Origin of the sequence: Bradyrhizobium sp. 132, from assembly GCF_023074185.1 — a bacterium.
In the GTDB taxonomy this organism is placed as follows: domain Bacteria; phylum Pseudomonadota; class Alphaproteobacteria; order Rhizobiales; family Xanthobacteraceae; genus Bradyrhizobium.
The window spans coordinates 32,796-48,794 of record NZ_JADPKY010000157.1; the positions used below are offsets into that span (position 1 = coordinate 32,796).

The following is a 15,999-nucleotide window of genomic DNA, read 5'->3' on the forward strand; positions in this document are numbered from 1 at the left end:
CTTCGGAGCGACCCATGACGCGCGACCGCCTGTTTCTGCTGCGCCCCGGTTTCGAGGATCCGGCCTTTCCGGGACACCGCTTCTATTGCTGGCATTGCGCGCTGATCGAGGGCGTGCTGGTTTCGTTTCGGCAGCTCGCGGAGAAGCTCGACGTCGAACGCATCGCGTGGCCGCGCCCGCGGCAGCCAGTGATCGCGCTGGTCGGCGAGGAGAACCAGTCGCTGCCGCTGCTCGTGCTGGCTGACGGAGCGACCTCGCCGCACCAAACCGGCAGCCATCAGGGCCGCGCGTTCATTGCCGACAAAGACGCAATCCTCGCCGCACTCTCCGACCGCCACGGTTTTCCCGATCCGCATCCGTGATGGGTGTGGGCGCGTAGCCCGAAGGAGCGCAGCGAAATCCGGGCTACGGACCTGCCGTCGTAAAACGAGGGAAGATTGACATTGCGCGTTGTCTTCTTCGCCTCGCATAGTCGGTGCAGCAAGCAAGTCCGAAAGCCACTCCTGATGCCTCACCCCCTCCCCGCCCTCATCGTCGTCGACGTCCAGCGTGCGTTCGACGAATGGGAAGCAGCGGGCAAGCGGCGCAACAATCCGGATGCGGTGGCGCGCATTGCCGATCTCCTGAAGGCGTTCAGAACCGGCGGTGCGCCGATTTTCCACATCCGTCATGAGGGCACCAGGCCGACATCGTCGTTTCTTCCCCAAAACTCCGGCTACGCCGTCAAGGACGAGGCGCGCGAGCAGCCGGGCGAGACGGTGATCGTCAAGCGCGTCAACAGCGCCTTCATCGGCACCGATCTGGAAAAGCGCTTGCGCGCAGGCAGCATCGGCACGCTCGTTATCTGCGGCGCCACCACCAATCATTGCGTCGAGACGACGACGCGGATGGCCGGAAATCTCGGCTTCGACGCGCATCTGGTGCGCGATGCGACCTGGACGTTCGAGCGGGTCGGGCCGGATGGCGACAAGCATTCCGCCGAGGAGATCCATGCGATGACGCTGTCGAATCTCAACGGCGAATTCGCACGCATCGTCACTACCGATGACGTGGTTGCGTCATTCGCGGCAGACTGATGGCAGAGTTGCGATCTACGCCGGTGATGCGACAATAAATCTCACGAAACGCACACAGTCGCGCGAATCATACATCCATGAACTGCGTCGATGAACTGCGTCGTTTCGACGCCCGCACTGACTGGAACGCGCAGCCTGCCCATCTGTTGTCACACGACATTCAACTGGAGTGATGACATGAAGTATCTCTTTGTCGCGATGGCCGTCGCTGCCGCGGCGCTTGCCGGCGGGACGGCGGCAAACGCGGCCAACAATTCAAGTGCGAAGCAGAACGCGCAAGGCCAATCGACCGATATCAGCGCGCAGCACAGGCACCACTATGGCCATCGCCAGCATTGGCGTCCTCACCACCATCGTGGCTATCATCGTCCGCACTACCGCAGCTACGGCTATTACCCGCGGCATCACGGCTATTACGGCGGAGGACCGTACGGAGCTTACGGCCGCGGCGGTCCCGGCGTGACGTTCAGCTTCGGCGGCAGCCGCTGGTAAGACGCAGGCCGGTAAGACGAGGGGCCCGCGGGATGCGGGCCTTTTTCTTGCTCGTCAGCTATCCCCGCAAGATCATACGCGCCGTCTCCAGACCGCTCGCCAGCGCCGCTTCGACTGTGCCCATGTCGGCTCCGCGATAGAGCGCCTCGCCGGAGAACAGCACCGGGCTGTCGGCGCGCGCAAGGATCGTTTGCGCCTCGCGCGTTCGCGGCGTCGCCCAGGAATAGGCGCCGCAAGCGTAGGGATCGTGCGCCCAGTTGGTCGCAGCGGACGCCACGAGCTCGCGCGCGATCTCTTCGCGCGGCTGCTTGAAAATGGCCGCCAGCGAATCGAGCCCGGCATCGATCAGCGCTTGCGGATCGAGATGCGACAGCGCTGCCGTGCGCGGGCCGCCGAACCAGCCGGTGAGCACGGGATGCAGGTCCGGATATCGCGTCCACCACACCGGGATCGTCTCGTCCGAGAGGAGGAAGGTCATGTTCGCGAGCTCCTGCTTGCGCTCGCGCCACCATGGCCGTGAGAAGCGCAGCAGGATTTTGATCACGTTGCCGAAGCCGATCTCGTCGGCAGCCGCGGCTTTCCCGCGTGCGCTCTCCGGAAGCGCGATGTCGCGCAACAACGGCAACGGAACAGTGAGGATCACACGATCGCAGCCCTGCACGTCGCCGCCGGCGCAGCGGACCGCCATCGTGCCGCCGGCCTCCTCGATCGCCAACACCACGCAACCGAAGCGAAAAATCACGCCAAGCCTGCGGCACTCCGCCACCAGGAAGTCAATCAGCGCACCATAGCCGCCATCGATGCGCGCCTGCGGAGAGTGCCCGCCGTGCATCCACTCCTCGCGCAGCGCCAGCGTGGAGGCGCGCTCGGGGTCGGCCGCGTCGTAGCCTTCGACCATTCGCTCGATCGAATGGCGCATCGGCGCATAATCATCCCCGGCAAAATGCCGGCGCAGGAATTCGGCGACGGTGAGGTCGTCGTTCAACTCCCGAAGCACGGCTTGCAGCTCCGCTTCATGCGGATCGTGGCGATCCTCACGCATGATGTCTGCGCCGTCAAAGCTCCACCGCTCGCCTTCGATCCCCTGAAGGGATAGCCCGGCCTCACGCAACAACGCGCGCGTAACCGGCGCCTCACCGTGGACGAATTCGGCGCCGCCATCGGCGGGATAACCGAACTCCGAAGTCGACAGCGGATGGATGCGACCGCCGCAGCGCTCGCGCGCCTCCAGGATCGTCACCGTCCTGCCGGTGCGCGCCAGCTCGCGGGCCGCCGTCAGGCCGGCCGCGCCGGCGCCGACGATGACGATGTGCTCTGATTGTCCCGGCATGCCGATGCTTTACGTGCCCGCTGCCTGTGGGTCGTTCTGGATGAGATAGCGCAGCAGCAGCACGCCGCCGCCCAGCGCCCGCGTGCTTTCCAGCGTCATCGCTGTCAGTGGCGCGCGCTGCTCGCTGTCCGCGTCGGTCGAATCGAACACGAAGGGTGCGCCCTTCGCGCCATCGATCGCAGGGCTCAGGATCAGATTGAATTCGTCGATAACGCCGGCACGCAGGAATGCGCCATTGGCGACGCCGCCGCCCTCGACCAGCAAGCGCTTCACGCCCAGCTCGCGATTGAGAATGTCCAGCGTCAGCGCGAGGTCGATCTCGGACTTGCCGGCAAAGATATAGGACACGCGCTCGCGGCGGAGCCCGGCGAGATGGGAATCGGAGACGCTCTCGGTCAGCACCACGACGATCGGATCGCCGCCGATATCGGAGCGGCCCCAGCCGATCTTGCCCTGCGCATCGAGCACGACGCCATAGGTTTTCGCGTCGCGTCGCGCGAACCAGTTTTCGCGCGGAAGTTTCGCGTCCGTCGTCGTGGGATAGGGCTTGCCCTTGGCGAACTCCGAGCCGGTGACGCGGCCGATCACCCAGGCATCGCCGCCGAGCTCGTCATGGATCTTCTCGAACCAGTCCGTCCCTGCCGCCTTCGGGCGCCAGCGGCTGGGATGCGTGCGGCCATCCAGGCTGGAATGCATCAGACAGATCACGTAGGGCTTCATGCGAATCTCCGGTCGGAATTCAGGCGGCCGGCCCATTCCCGTTGGCCCGATCGTTCACGATCACCGCGAGGGGATTGAGCTTTGGCGGCGCGACGAGTTTTAGTGTGTTGGTGTCGCGATGGTTGAACGGCGCGCCGCGCACGAACAACTCGGTCTGGATCAGATAGGTCCAGCTGCCGTCGCCGTTGAAGGTGATGTCGCAGCGGTAAGCATCAGTGCGGAACGCTTGTTCCAGAAAGTCTGGTCGAGCAAATCCCGTAAGCGGTGTCGCCGCGCTTCGCTGTAACGGAGATCTCTTTGTCGTCCGGCCCGGCCTTGCCCGACGCCAGCAGCACCTGCCCGCGCGGGATCGCCAGCGTCTGCATGATCAGCCCGGTCGCGGGCTCCCACAACCAGTAGCCGACCTGGTCATGGAAGGTGATGTCTTCCTCGGGCGTGTTGATGTGGATGTGATAGCGCAGCCCGTAAAGCAGCTGCGGCCCGTTAGCCTGCGGATCGATCGGGTCCATCCGGATATGCTCGATGAAGGTCCGCCGCTCCGGCCCCTCCGCCTTCGGATTGATGTCGATACCCTTGTCAGCCTGCCAGACGCCGGCGAGACGGCGGAGCGGACCGAGATTGGCAAGACCGTCGGGCGAGACGTCCGCGGGCTCGGTGAAGATGTCGGCGGGAAGGGGCAGCATGGATGTCCTCGCGTCGTTGCGAGGCAGGAATAGCATGAGAGCGCGGGCGTGGCTCGTGCTCAAGCCTCACAATCGCGAATGGACACAAGCGCCACGCGCAGACGATACATGACGCGATGCGGAGCCGAACCTCCTGAGTTCGGCTCCGCCGCCAGGACGTCTAGTAACGGTGGTCGCGGACCTCAGGTTGATTCCGGTGATCCCGGACGATGCCGACGCTTCCCAAGATTTTGTGTTCGGCGCGCCCGTTGCGCCGCCGGCAGCTGGTATTTGCTCGCCGGCGCTGACGCCGCTGAAGTTTCCGGTGTGAACGCCCCTCAAGCAGCTTCCGACGTTGATCTCGCACGCTGCTCGAGCACGCCGATCGTCGAGACCAAATTGTCGCGCCGGGCGCGAAGGTTCAGTGCGAGAAGCGGATATTCCGGCTGATGCACGTCGAACACGCGCGCTCGGGCTTCTTCCTCGAGAATGTCGGTGTTGATGAGTCGAACGCGCCACCACAAATCGGCGATCAACCCATCGAGCCGGAGTTCGCCGGCAGCACCAGAACGGGACATATCTTGCATCGCTTGCCTCAACCTGAAACGGCCTCTCTACCAAGGCCGGAGTTTGGTCCTGACTGAGCAAGCAGAGTGCCAGCAATGGGCGGGCACGATCTGGTTCCGGAATTAAGCTCGGGGCTGCGCATGACGAACTGCTGAACGGACGCTCCTGTCGATCCTCCGCGTTGGCGGCGGAACGGTCGTTGACCCTCGAAACGTCTCGGCTTAGCGTTTCGTCTTGGGAAGCACCATCCTGCCCTGTGTAGCAATGCCACCCCACTTGGCAGACCAGCTGACTTCCGGGGCGGAGGATCGCTTGATACCCTTCTGATCCCACGCCCCCTGCAGCGCAAACAGGGCGCCTTGGGGATCGACACATCGCACGATCCAGCAACCATCGGGCAACTCGATTGGTTCCTGGAGAACCCGACCCCCGCCAGCATTGATCCGCCGGGCCGCCGCGCCGACGTCCTCGACATTGAAGTAATGGAGCCAACACGCCTGCGATACGCTCGGAAGCTTGGTGAGCATGCCTCCGATCGTCTGCCCGGCCGCCGAAAACAACTCGTACACGCTTGCCGGGCCGGCGTCGGCGGAGGCCCGTTGCCAGCCGAGAAGCTCGCCGTAAAACGGAAAGACCTTGCTTCGGTCTTCGGCCAGCAACTCGTGCCAGCCGACGCGCCTGGGCTGGTCCGGCCCGCTCGGTTGCGATTGGCCATATGTCAGCCCGGTGACCAGCGCAAAGGTCGCTCCTTGCGGATCGGCGACCACTGCAATGCGGCCGATGTTGCTGTCGGTCGGCGATACCAGGATCGCGCCTCCAAGCCGGCGGATCTGCGCGGTCCTCGCATCCATGTCATCGACGGCGACGTAGCCGAGCCATCTCGGCGTAGCTCCCATTCGCACCCCCTCTTCGGGGAGATCCATAAGCCCGACGACCGGAGCTTCGCCCGCAGTCAGCAGCGAGTAAGCCAATTCCGCGCTCGACGCATCTTTCACGGCCCAGCCGACGACCTCCGCGTAAAAAGCAGCCGCCGACGGCATGTCCGTCGTCAGAAGCTCGTACCAAACGAAGCGTCCGGGTAGATCGACCAAGCTAGCTTCCCCGTTCGAGCGGGCAGACCATTGCGCACTGCATCATGCGCCGCAGCCCGGTGTCATCGACAGGAACTTACCGCGATGTCGTTCATGAAGATGAATGCGATCTGAACGAGCGCCACTACATTTCGTGTTCACGTGAATCTTGCCCGCTTTGATTGCTCGGCGTAGCATCATTGCACAAGATCGTTCTTCCAACCATGGAGGATGCGGCCATGCGACGAACGAAGCAAGCTTCGAAAAAGAGGCGAATGACCAAAGCCGCGGTCCCGGCGCTCGGATTCGCCGGACTGACTTTTTCGCTGGCGGGAAGCGCGATGGCGTCCGCGGTGCCGCCAAGCGAGCCTCAACAAAGACCGAACTTCGCGCCCGGCCAGTTCACCACGCTCAACGAGGAAGAACTCGCCGACGTCAACCTCGCCACCTTCCATCTCGCCACCGATGAGAGAAGCTTAAGCGGAGTGCTGCTCGCGCGCGGATGCGGTGGCTGTCGTGGCTGCGGCGGTTGCCGTGGCTGTGCGGCCAGAGGTTGCGGTGGCTGCAGAGGTTGCGCAGGCTGCAGAGCCTGTCGCTGCGGCGTCGGATGCGGTGGCTGCGGCGTTGGCGTGATCGGCGTACCAGTGGCATGCACAGGGTGCTGTGCGTCATGGGGCCGCTGCCGCTGGTGCTAGAAAGCAGCACTCCCTGACTGTGTGTCGACAGGTCGCGATTTCATTGGCCGGGCTCGCAAACGACCCGGCCAATTTGCTGTTTTTGTTACAGCGTTCGCTGCGCCCGGCTGGTCAGCTTGCCGATGGCGAGCGAGTGTGTTCCAACTTATCCGAAGAAGAAGGCCGGTGGTCGAGCTCGGTGCACAAGTCGGGCCAGGCCAAGCGTTCGTCGCGCGCCGGCAATCGGGATGACGGGAACAGGATCGGCGTGCTGACCCGATGACAGTCAAGCGAAAGAGCAGCGCTACGAAGCAAACCCGCAAGGACATCTTGCGATTCGCACCGAACTTCACCGCCTATCTGCTTCCTCCCAATGTGGTCTGTCTCTATTCCGAGAACCGCAAGTTCTTCCTGCACGGCGATCTGTATTGCGCTGTGGCGAGCGCGATTGGAAAAAACGGCAAGACTGCGCCGGAAATCATCCGCCTGCTTTCGAAGAGTTTTCCCGTTGCCGAGATCGAGGAAGCCATCAGGCGGTTGCTGGAGCGCAAGTCCGTCATCAGCGGAGCATCGCACGCATTTGCAGGCGCCGTTAATGGATATTGGGCAAGCCTCGGCCTGCCTCCCGAGGTCGCCGAAGAGAATCTGCGCAATTGGCCTGTACGGGTGGAATCGATCGATGTCAAAGGCGCGAGCGAACTGAGCGCGGCGTTGAGCAAGCTCGGGGTTCGAATCGCCAAGCGGTCGCCCCGACTTATCATCACGCTTGTGAACGATTACCTCGAGCGGCGGCTCGCCGAGTTGAACGGCGAACGCGTGACCGCCGGGACGCCCTGGCTGCTGGTCCAGCCGTCCGGCGTGTTTCCGCTGGTGGGACCTGTGTTCATGCCGGGCGAGAGCGCCTGCTGGACCTGCCTGCACGATCGCATGATCCGCAATCGCGAGATCAAGGGGTTTCTCGACCGCGGAGTGGCGCAAGCGGTCGCAATATCGCCCCTGGTCAGCGACACCGTAGGACAAACCGGGATCCACTTCGCTGCGGTTGAAATCGCGAAGGCGATCGCCTCCGGATTTCGCACTGATCTCAGCGATCATATCGCGAGCTTCGACCTGACCGGGGCTGCGATCGTCAAGCACTACGTCGCGAAACGCCCGCAATGCTCGACCTGCGGCAGCAAGAAGCTCAAGAATCCACGACGGGCAGCAGTGCCGATCGAGATTGCCGAGGGCAGAAAGCTCGTCATGACCAGCGGCGGACACCGCACCGTGACGTCGCGAGCCACCGTGGCACGGTACCGCAAACACGTCAGTCCGCTGACCGGCGTGGTGTCGCGGCTCGAGCGGATCGAGGCCGATCTGCCGATGAACACCAATTTTTTCGCCCACCACAATTTCTCTGCGCCGGCCTGGAACGTCGACCAGCTCAGGTCCGGCCTGAGCGGCGGCAGCTTCGGCAAGGGCTCCACGGCCGAGCAGGGCGAGGCCAGCGCGCTGATGGAAGCGATCGAGCGCTACTCGGGCATTTTCCAGGGCGACGAGATCAGGACAAAGCGCCGCTTTGCCGATTTCGCTCCGGGTGACGCTCTTCTTCCCAACGACGTCCAGTTCTTCAGCGACATGCAGTTTCAAGACAGGCATGCCCCGCAGCCGGACGATTCACATCCGGTTCCAGAACCGTTCGATCCCTCGACCAGGACCGAATGGTCGCCGGTCTGGTCGTTACGCGACAAGCGTTTCAAATATCTTCCGACGGGCCTTTTGTATTTCTTCTATGGCGGCTTCCACACGGATTCCAACGGATGCGCGGCCGGCAACACCCGCGAGGAGGCCATCGTTCAAGGCTTCCTCGAACTGGTCGAACGCGATGCCTACGCGATCTGGTGGTACAACCGCGTCCGGCGCGCCGAAGTGGACCTTACGCAATTCGAGGATTCCTATGTGCGGGATCTCCAGAGCCAGTTTGCCGACGCGGGGCGACGGCTCTGGGTGCTCGACATCACCAGCGATCTCGGCATTCCCTCCTACGTTGCGATCATGCACTGGATGCAGAACGGACACGAGAATATCGAGTTCGGGTCCGGCTCGCATTTCGACCGCCGCATCGCCTTGCTGCGTTCGCTCACCGAGCTGACCCAGTTCATGTCGATTGGCATGATGAGCGGCGGAAGCGGCGAGAAACCGTCGCTTGACGGTGTCACGCCGCTGCGGCTGGACGATTATCCGTTCCTGATCCCGAGCGACAATCCGATCATCCCGCCGGCACCTGACCTCGAGGTTCACGCCAATACGCGCCACCAGGTCAATGCCTGCGTCGAGATTGCCGCCGGCGCAGGATACGATTTCCTCGTGCTCGACCAGACGCGACCCGACGTCGAGGTCCCCGTCGTCAGGGTGCTCGTTCCGGGCTTGCGGCATTTCTATCGCCGCTTCGGGCCCGGCCGGCTTTACGATGTCCCGGTGAAGCTTGGGCTGCTGGATCGCCCGCGACTGGAAAGCGAACTGACTCCGTTCCTGCCACACACCTGAAGGCTGGCCTCGTTGCACGTTCCCCGGAAAAAGCCGACGAGGAAGATCACACCGATCATCGCCGCCCGACTGAACGGCCGTTTCTCCCTTCAAATGCAGGCCGACGGAAGCATTGCCGCGGTCTCGGGCGATTATTCGGTCGGTCTGGGACAATTCAACGCCGCGGCGATCGCTCGCGCGGGGCATCTCGCCTCCGGCCTGCCGCTCGCCTCCCTTGCCGGCAAGAGTGTCCTCTCGGGACAAGTTCATGTTCTGGTGCGGCGACTGGCGCAGCATGGGCTGCTCGACTATCGCCTGTTCTCTCCCCGTGACGCGCAAGATTTGGTGGTCATCGAGCCACAGGTCGCCGAATACTGGCCGCAACGCGCGAAGCTATCGAGCAGCGATACGATCGTGTTGTCGCGCTTTGCCTATCTGCGCCGGCGCGGCAACGAGATGGTGCTGGAATCGCCGCGCGCCGGCGCGCTGTTCCGGATTTGCGATCCCGTCGTCGCCGCCACGCTGGCTGCCCTGTCGCAGCCGCAGAAGATCAGCAAGCTTCGCAAGCAGGTGCCTTCCCTGAACCTCGATCTGCTCGGACTGCTGCTCGACAGCGAGATGCTGATCAAGCTCGATACGAAGGACAGAGACGGCCTTCGAGCGAACGAAGGCAACCGCAATCTCGTTCTCTGGGACTTCCACGATCTCGTGTTTCACACGCGGAGCACGGAGGGCCGGCATACCGATCCGGTCGGCGGCGCGTACGCCCATGCGGGGATCGTTCCGCCGTTGCCCGCGGTGCGCCCGCCCTGGCCCGGCAAGAAAATCTCCCTCGGCAAATTCGCCACGCCAGACCCGGCGTCTTCCTTTGCTAAGCTGTTGCGCGAGCGCCATTCAACACGGGATTTCGACGACCAGCATCCGATCACACTCACCGAGCTCGCGCAGTTTCTCGACACGACCGCCCGCGTGCTGTCGAAATGGAAGAGCGGCGCAGATGTCAACGGTGGCCTTGAGGTCGCCTACAGCTCAAGGCCGTATCCGGCGGCAGGCAGCGCCTACGAGCTGGAGTTGTACCTGACGGTCTCGAACTGCGAGGGGCTTGCGCGCGGACTTTATCACTACGACGCCGGTGGCCACGCACTGGTCGCGATCGACGCCTCCGCCCAGCAACTCCAGGCGCTTTCAATGGCCGCCGAGTTTGCCATGGGCGCATCCGGTCCGCCGCAAATCCTGATCACGATCGCCGCGCGGTTCGGGCGGATCTCCTGGAAATACAGCGCGATCGCGTATTCGCTGATCCTGAAGGACGTCGGCTGCATGATCCAGACGTTCTACCTGGCAGCAACCGATATGGGCCTCGGCGGCTGCGCCATCGGCACTGGCAATATCGATCTGTTTGCAAAGATGACGGGGCTCGAATTCCACGTCGAGGGCCCTGTCGGTCAGTTCGCGCTCGGACGCGGCAGGAAGCCAGCGAGCCTAGGCTAGAGGACGATATTTTTTGGATGTTGCCGTTTGGACCGTGCGCAAAAATGGTGCGCCATTCAGAACAAAACTACGAACTCATATATAATTGAAATTCAATTCTATTCGAAAGAGGCCGGACTGGAGGCTAGGTCCGCCGCGCATCTGCCAAGGCCTGCGGCTCGACCAGCAAACCTTGTCGTTCGTAACGGCCACGGGTCGTGCTGAAGCGCACGACCACGGCATGTCGAGTGCTGTTCGCTTTCACGCGCCGCGTCAGCAAGGCATCGCCCGCCGGCAGAAACTCGAGATCGCCGAGGCCAACGCAGCGCAGGCACGCCGGGCCAGGATTCTCCATTATCAACAGATCGCCGGTGCCGCCGCACCGATGGCATCGCCACTCCGCGTTCAATGGCTGGACGACCACCAGTTCCGGCGCGCGGCTTGCCTTTTCCGCCAGGCGCTCACGCTTCTTCTCGGAAAGCTCCGGTGACACCCAATGTGTTCGGTATGACGCTTCGATCGCAGGATTTCCGCTTCGGCTGAAACGCAGCCTCTGGCGTCCCACCGTACGGGCAACATACACCATCTCGCTGGCAGATAATCCCTTGGCCACCGCCCACGACCGGAATAGCCGCATAGCTTCCGAGATTCGCGGCGGATTGGTTCGGACAACCTCCTCCAGGCAGCCGATCTGGCCGCGGCGCCAGCGCTCCACCGCTTCTGGATCAAGCCAACCGAGCTCAAGGAGAATGTCGATGCTGCTCACAACGAGCCGGGCGGCAAGCGCCGTTTCAGCCGCTCTGGCGACACGATCAGCAAGTGGAACCCGATTCTTCCGGCTCATTTTTTAAGTCGAACTCGCTATGCCGGGGTGGAAAGCAAACTTTATCCGTCCAGCGCCGACGCATGCGCCAGGTCCTCTCGTCGCTGCTTGGCACGCCGCTCGTAGCTGGCCTGGTTCTTGGTCGCGATCAGCGTGTGGGGGCTGCCGCGCCTTTCCGTCGTGAGGTCAAGGTCACACGCCGTACTCCGAACGCTTTGCTCGACATGGGTCCTTCGATCCTGGATCGCCTTCAGGCGCCATTGCTGTTGATCCGGCGCGGCCAGGAACGCGCCCAGTCGGCGGCACTCGTCACATGTGCATTTGAGCGGGTTGGTCCTGGTCCAATCCCGTGGTGCCTCCAGCGGCAGGGCGATGCGCCTGCGCAAATGGTCGAGAGACGCCTCGCGGAGCCGCCGCACCGCCGGCCAAACCCTGCTCTCCACCAGCTTGGCAAACGCGCGAGCGGCGGGGACCAGCACGTCGTCTGGTTTGTATGTCTTCGGCCAAGCCAGCAGGTGCTCGATCGCTCGCGCCGCGAGCCCCGCGTCGATCCGGCTCGTCGCCGTCACAAGATCGACGACGAAGCCCGGCTTCACCGGCGTTGGCCGGGTCCAGGTGTCTACCCGCTCGCTCTTGGTCGGATCGCCCGGCAAGGCCTCTATCAAGGCTGCGCCGATCTGCTCCAGGTCGCCCGTCGCACCCGTCGGCGCCGCGACGCATCGCTGCAGCAGATCGCCGCAGGCACTGAGATGGGCCGAAGCGCTATGCCTGACGATCCGGACCAGCAGCTCCGTTGCGCGCGGGGCCGGAAGAAGCGCGGCGGCGCGCACGATGGCGGCGTTGTCGGGCGCAGCGTAATGGCCTTCGGCGGATCGCTCGGCGAGAAACGAATCGATGCGCGCCACGTTCCCCAGCCGGACCTGCAAATCGAGCATCCGGCCGGCTTCGGCGTCGTCGTCCGCCCGCCAGGACGAGCGCGACCAGGAGCGCAGCATGTGCCCCGAAAGCTCATCGGCCTCACGCCACAACGGCGACTGGATCGATGCGTTGCTCGTCTCCCAGCGCGCCGTCAGATCTTCGAGATACGGCAGCGTGATGCGGAGGCCGGCCTGATTGAGCACCGCGAGCCTCCGCGCGATCGGCCACAACACGAAGCCGGCACGGCGATAGGTACGCTCGAAGGACGCGCCTTCGTTGCCTGTCGCTTCGTGAAAATGCTGCTCGTCCGGCGTCAGATCCTCAAAGGCATCGGGCGGGCAGAGCTCGTCCTCGGCAAATGGAAAATCGTCGAACCCGGCCTCGCCGCGATCCGGACGCCGCCACTCGGACAGGATCAGCGCCCGGTCAATGACCTCGGCGGCCTCAAATTCTTCTTCGTCATCCTCCTCCTCGTCGCGACTCCAGCGACGACGGCCGTGGTAGCCGGTATGTTCGGCGCTGCCGCTTTCCTCGATCGACACGAGAGCGAGGTGGAGATCGCAATCCGCCTCTGCGGCCGCTTTGGCCAGCACGGACGCAATACCCGCATCGGCACCCTTGAGTGCCCCGAACGACAGTTCCGTCGGCGTATAGGCGTGCTCCAAGGGCAGGATCAGCTTATCGGGCTCGTCCTCCGCGCTCGCCCAACTCCGCAGCAGCTCAACCACGCGCCCGTGCTCCGCGCGATAATCGGGCGCCTTCAGCTGACGCCTCTTGCCGGCGAAATGCAGGTTATAGACGAGCGTCAGGCGACATCCCTTCTTCACGGGACGCACTTCATGCAGGCAGTCGGCATAGAAGGCCGCGAAGCCGATCTCCGACGGCTCCTCCGGACATAGGTCGAGCACCACCTCCCGGCCGAGATGCTTTACGACCAACTCGCCGCCGCTGTGGGCCGAGGGCAGCACCAGCACCATCGTCGCGAACATGCCGGGCACCTTCTCGGTATCGCGGTGATCGACGAAGAAGCCGCCGGGGTCGTAGACAAGAAGCTTATAGAAGTCGGCCGCAACCGGTTCGCTCACGCCAAGCCCAAGGGCTATGTCGGCGACGAGTCCGGCCAGGGTCTTCTCCCAGTGACGCCCTCCAATCCGAACCTTGGCCGGATCGACCTGCCAAGTTCTCCGGACTTTGCGATCGACCACCGTCTCCTCGCCGCGCCCATGGGGAGCTTCCTCGGCGATCGCGACGAGCCGCTCGGCTTGTACGGGCAGAATCGGAAACGCGATCCTTCCCACGCCGTCGACATCGATCGCCGGCATGAAGATCTCCCGAATTCCACCGATACAAAAGTCGCCCGGACGCTCGACGGAACGAAGACTGTTGAGCAACGCGGTACCGATCGGCGACATGGCAACTCCCTGCAAGCTGGACAGCGTTTCGTGAACGATCGACACGTCGACGCGCTGGGCCTTCAGGAAATTATACGCAGCGAACGCACGCGTGTGAAATCACGGTCATGCGTCACCAGGGCGGCCGCGTTGATCGCCAATGCGCTGGCCGCTTGAACAGCGTCTGCCAGCTTGAGGCGGAGCGACGCCCGCAGCCTCGCAGCACTTTCCGCAATGTCGATGTCAAGCGCGATCGGTTGCCACGATTCGAGGATCGCACGGTAACGCTGCGCGAGCGCGTCATCACGTGCCTGCAGGGGCCCGGTCAGCACCTCGGCGACGGTGATGGTCGTTACGGCGAAGCGCAGACGCCCAGCTCCATGGGCTTCGAAGAGCGGCTTGAAGCGCGGTCCGAATTTCGTGTGTCCCTCGAGAAAGTAGATGATGGGCGCCGAATCGACGAGAACGAGCGCATCCTCCGGCAGATTTCCAAAATCTAGCGGTTCCATTCGTCACGCAGCTTTCGAAGCGTACGGGTGCTATTCTTCCCCCATAGCCCATGTCCGGATCCTGCGACGGTCATCAGCGACTGCTGGCGAATGGCAGCGCCATACGCCTCGATCGGCACTAACGCTGCAACCGGACGGCCATGTCTGGTAATGACCGTCGAACGGCCCTTCTCGGCTGCTTCAAGAAGATCCGGGAGCTGATTGCGGGCTTCTTCCGCGCCTTTACGCAAGATGGGGTTCACTGCGCTTCTCTCCTAAAGAACCGTACAGCACCGTACAGATTCAGTCAACATCCTGCCGCCCGAGCCTCTCGGACCTTCGCTGGAATTTTCCATACCGCATTTTTGCGGCCGCGAGGACGACGACGAAGGGCGGCGCCATGACGGCATCGAACCGGAACGAGCTCGATGATTGGACGGGAGAACGATATGCGGGCTTCCCTTTGCTGACAAAAATCGATGGAGGTTCGAAATCGCCAGTCTTCCAGCGGTATCCGCAGAGTTCGCTGTTTTGATCTGAATGCTAGGTTGATGGTGCCCAGGGGCGGAATCGAACCACCGACACTGCGATTTTCAGTCGCATGCTCTACCAACTGAGCTACCTGGGCGTGCTCCAAAGAGGGGCCAAAGCCCATCGAGCGGGCGGTTTATAGTGGGCTGAAGGCTGCCTGTCCACCCACGCTTCGCCTTCGGCCGAGCGGGCGCGCGGCCTGGCTGTGCACAAGCTGGGGCGGCTTTGCCGCGGCTGGCTCGCGGCACATCGGTGAGAGAAGCAGGCGATTGATATTACTTGCTTATTCTTCACCATCCGTCTCATCGTCGCGGCCGGGGATGACGTAGGAGCCCTTCAGCCAGCGATTCAGATCGACGTCGCGGCAGCGCGGGGAGCAGAACGGACGGGTGGCCTCGGACTGCGGCTTGCCGCAGATCGGGCAGATTTTGAGGGGGCTAGCGGGCTTTTTCACCTGATCGTCCATAAGGTGCGCAGCTTACACGGGGTGAGGGAGTTCAAGAGCGTGTCGGCAAAGGGGTTCCTCCGGCCGAAGCGTAGGCAGGAGCGGCTGTTCGGCTTACACGGCGGTGGTGTTGAGCCAGCCGAAGCGGATCGGGAAACCTTCGCCGCCGAGCAGCGTGGTGGTCTCGTAGAGCGGCAGGCCGACCACGTTGGTGTAGGACCCCACCATTTTGACCACGAACGAGCCGGCGATGCCCTGCACGGCGTAGCCGCCGGCTTTGCCGCGCCATTCGCCGGAGCCGATATAGGCCTGGATGTCGTCCTCCGAGAGGCGCTTGAAGCGGACCCGGGTCTCCACCAGGCGCTGGCGGAAGGCCTCGCGCGGCGTCACCAGGGTGATCGCGGTGTAGACGCGGTGGTTGCGGCCCGACAGCAGCCGCAGGCACTGCGCGGCCTCGTCGACCAGATTGGCCTTGGGCAGGATGCGACGGCCGACCGCCGCCACGGTGTCGGCGGAAAGGATGAAGGCGCCGCGCAGCTCGTCGTCGAGCTGCACCGATTTGAGCGCCGCATCGGCCTTGGCCCGCGCGAGCCGGTTGGCACAGGCGCGCGGCAGCTCGCCCCGCTTCGGCGTCTCGTCGACGTCGGCGGGCCGGAGTGCGTCCGGGTCGATGCCGGCCTGGTTGAGCAGCGACAGGCGCCGCGGCGAACCGGAGGCAAGAACGAATTTGGGGCGGCCAAGCATCAGGTGATTTGGGGATGAAGCAGGGGGTGAATTGCGCGCGGAACCTATCGGAAGGGGGCTGATTTCACAACCCGGGAACCCGGACTTTACTGA

At 63.5% G+C, this 15,999-nt stretch carries 17 protein-coding genes, 1 tRNA gene and 1 pseudogene; 7 read left to right on the forward strand and 12 right to left on the reverse strand.

Going from position 1 to position 15,999, the window contains the following annotated elements; translation table 11 throughout:
* The first annotated feature begins 14 nt into the window (after positions 1–14).
* The 3 genes from IVA74_RS33095 to IVA74_RS33105 all read left to right on the forward strand — a co-directional run bounded on the left by IVA74_RS33095 (position 15) and on the right by IVA74_RS33105 (position 1,568).
* Complete coding sequence (locus tag IVA74_RS33095) at positions 15–362, forward strand: DUF3088 domain-containing protein (protein ID WP_247351274.1); 348 nt, start codon at positions 15–17, stop codon at positions 360–362.
* A 144-nt stretch (positions 363–506) separates the two neighbouring features.
* The gene (locus IVA74_RS33100; protein ID WP_247351276.1) at positions 507–1,076 is read left to right on the forward strand and encodes a cysteine hydrolase family protein; all 570 of its coding nucleotides are present in this window, start codon (positions 507–509) and stop codon (positions 1,074–1,076) included.
* A 177-nt stretch (positions 1,077–1,253) separates the two neighbouring features.
* Positions 1,254–1,568 carry a hypothetical protein gene (locus IVA74_RS33105; protein ID WP_247351278.1) on the forward strand — a complete coding sequence of 105 codons (315 nt, stop codon included), beginning with the start codon at positions 1,254–1,256 and terminating at the stop codon, positions 1,566–1,568.
* A gap of 58 nt (positions 1,569–1,626) precedes the next feature.
* Here the strand turns inward: IVA74_RS33105 and IVA74_RS33110 are convergent, their stop codons facing one another.
* The 3 genes and pseudogenes from IVA74_RS33110 to IVA74_RS33120 all read right to left on the reverse strand — a co-directional run bounded on the left by IVA74_RS33110 (position 1,627) and on the right by IVA74_RS33120 (position 4,301).
* Complete coding sequence (locus IVA74_RS33110) at positions 1,627–2,898, reverse strand: NAD(P)/FAD-dependent oxidoreductase (RefSeq protein WP_247351279.1); 1,272 nt, start codon at positions 2,896–2,898, stop codon at positions 1,627–1,629.
* Between the two features lie 9 nt (positions 2,899–2,907).
* Entirely contained in the window at positions 2,908–3,618 is a 711-nt protein-coding gene (locus tag IVA74_RS33115) for a dihydrofolate reductase family protein (protein ID WP_247351280.1), read from the reverse strand.
* Between the two features lie 19 nt (positions 3,619–3,637).
* A pseudogene (locus tag IVA74_RS33120) lies at positions 3,638–4,301 on the reverse strand (heme-binding beta-barrel domain-containing protein).
* A 169-nt stretch (positions 4,302–4,470) separates the two neighbouring features.
* On the opposite strand from IVA74_RS33120, the gene IVA74_RS33125 reads away from it, so the two are divergent.
* Positions 4,471–4,611 (forward strand): hypothetical protein, encoded by a 141-nt coding sequence (locus IVA74_RS33125; RefSeq protein WP_247351281.1) that lies wholly within the window; start codon positions 4,471–4,473, stop codon positions 4,609–4,611.
* A gap of 7 nt (positions 4,612–4,618) precedes the next feature.
* Here the strand turns inward: IVA74_RS33125 and IVA74_RS33130 are convergent, their stop codons facing one another.
* Both IVA74_RS33130 and IVA74_RS33135 read right to left on the reverse strand, forming a co-directional pair.
* Entirely contained in the window at positions 4,619–4,867 is a 249-nt protein-coding gene (locus IVA74_RS33130; protein ID WP_247351282.1) for a hypothetical protein, read from the reverse strand.
* A 201-nt stretch (positions 4,868–5,068) separates the two neighbouring features.
* Positions 5,069–5,938, reverse strand: a complete 870-nt coding sequence (locus tag IVA74_RS33135; RefSeq protein ID WP_247351283.1) for a VOC family protein — start codon at positions 5,936–5,938, stop codon at positions 5,069–5,071.
* Positions 5,939–6,655: 717 nt separating this feature from the next.
* On the opposite strand from IVA74_RS33135, the gene IVA74_RS33140 reads away from it, so the two are divergent.
* The 3 genes from IVA74_RS33140 (at position 6,656) to IVA74_RS33150 (ending at position 10,587) form a co-directional block, all read left to right on the forward strand.
* A complete protein-coding gene (locus IVA74_RS33140; RefSeq protein ID WP_247351285.1) occupies positions 6,656–6,874 on the forward strand; it encodes a hypothetical protein in 219 nt (72 codons plus the stop codon).
* On the forward strand, positions 6,871–9,117 hold the full coding sequence (locus IVA74_RS33145) for a TOMM precursor leader peptide-binding protein (RefSeq protein ID WP_247351286.1): 2,247 nt from the start codon (positions 6,871–6,873) through the stop codon (positions 9,115–9,117). Before IVA74_RS33140 ends, IVA74_RS33145 begins: the two co-directional genes overlap by 4 nt.
* A 93-nt stretch (positions 9,118–9,210) precedes the next feature.
* Complete coding sequence (locus tag IVA74_RS33150; RefSeq protein ID WP_247351481.1) at positions 9,211–10,587, forward strand: SagB family peptide dehydrogenase; 1,377 nt, start codon at positions 9,211–9,213, stop codon at positions 10,585–10,587.
* Positions 10,588–10,711: 124 nt separating this feature from the next.
* Here the strand turns inward: IVA74_RS33150 and IVA74_RS33155 are convergent, their stop codons facing one another.
* The 7 genes from IVA74_RS33155 to IVA74_RS33185 all read right to left on the reverse strand — a co-directional run bounded on the left by IVA74_RS33155 (position 10,712) and on the right by IVA74_RS33185 (position 15,906).
* Positions 10,712–11,410 (reverse strand): hypothetical protein, encoded by a 699-nt coding sequence (locus IVA74_RS33155; protein ID WP_247351287.1) that lies wholly within the window; start codon positions 11,408–11,410, stop codon positions 10,712–10,714.
* A 41-nt stretch (positions 11,411–11,451) separates the two neighbouring features.
* Complete coding sequence (locus IVA74_RS33160; protein ID WP_247351289.1) at positions 11,452–13,719, reverse strand: 2OG-Fe(II) oxygenase; 2,268 nt, start codon at positions 13,717–13,719, stop codon at positions 11,452–11,454.
* A gap of 62 nt (positions 13,720–13,781) precedes the next feature.
* Complete coding sequence (locus IVA74_RS33165) at positions 13,782–14,207, reverse strand: PIN domain-containing protein (protein ID WP_247351291.1); 426 nt, start codon at positions 14,205–14,207, stop codon at positions 13,782–13,784.
* Positions 14,195–14,449: a type II toxin-antitoxin system Phd/YefM family antitoxin gene (locus IVA74_RS33170; RefSeq protein ID WP_247351293.1), complete on the reverse strand. Its 255-nt coding sequence runs from the start codon at positions 14,447–14,449 to the stop codon at positions 14,195–14,197. Before IVA74_RS33170 ends, IVA74_RS33165 begins: the two co-directional genes overlap by 13 nt.
* Positions 14,450–14,738: 289 nt before the next feature.
* Positions 14,739–14,814: transfer RNA gene (locus IVA74_RS33175), tRNA-Phe, on the reverse strand.
* A gap of 186 nt (positions 14,815–15,000) precedes the next feature.
* Positions 15,001–15,183 carry a DNA gyrase inhibitor YacG gene (yacG, locus tag IVA74_RS33180; RefSeq protein ID WP_247351295.1) on the reverse strand — a complete coding sequence of 61 codons (183 nt, stop codon included), beginning with the start codon at positions 15,181–15,183 and terminating at the stop codon, positions 15,001–15,003.
* Between the two features lie 93 nt (positions 15,184–15,276).
* Positions 15,277–15,906 carry a Maf-like protein gene (locus IVA74_RS33185; protein ID WP_247351296.1) on the reverse strand — a complete coding sequence of 210 codons (630 nt, stop codon included), beginning with the start codon at positions 15,904–15,906 and terminating at the stop codon, positions 15,277–15,279.
* Between the last annotated feature and the right edge of the window lie 93 nt (positions 15,907–15,999).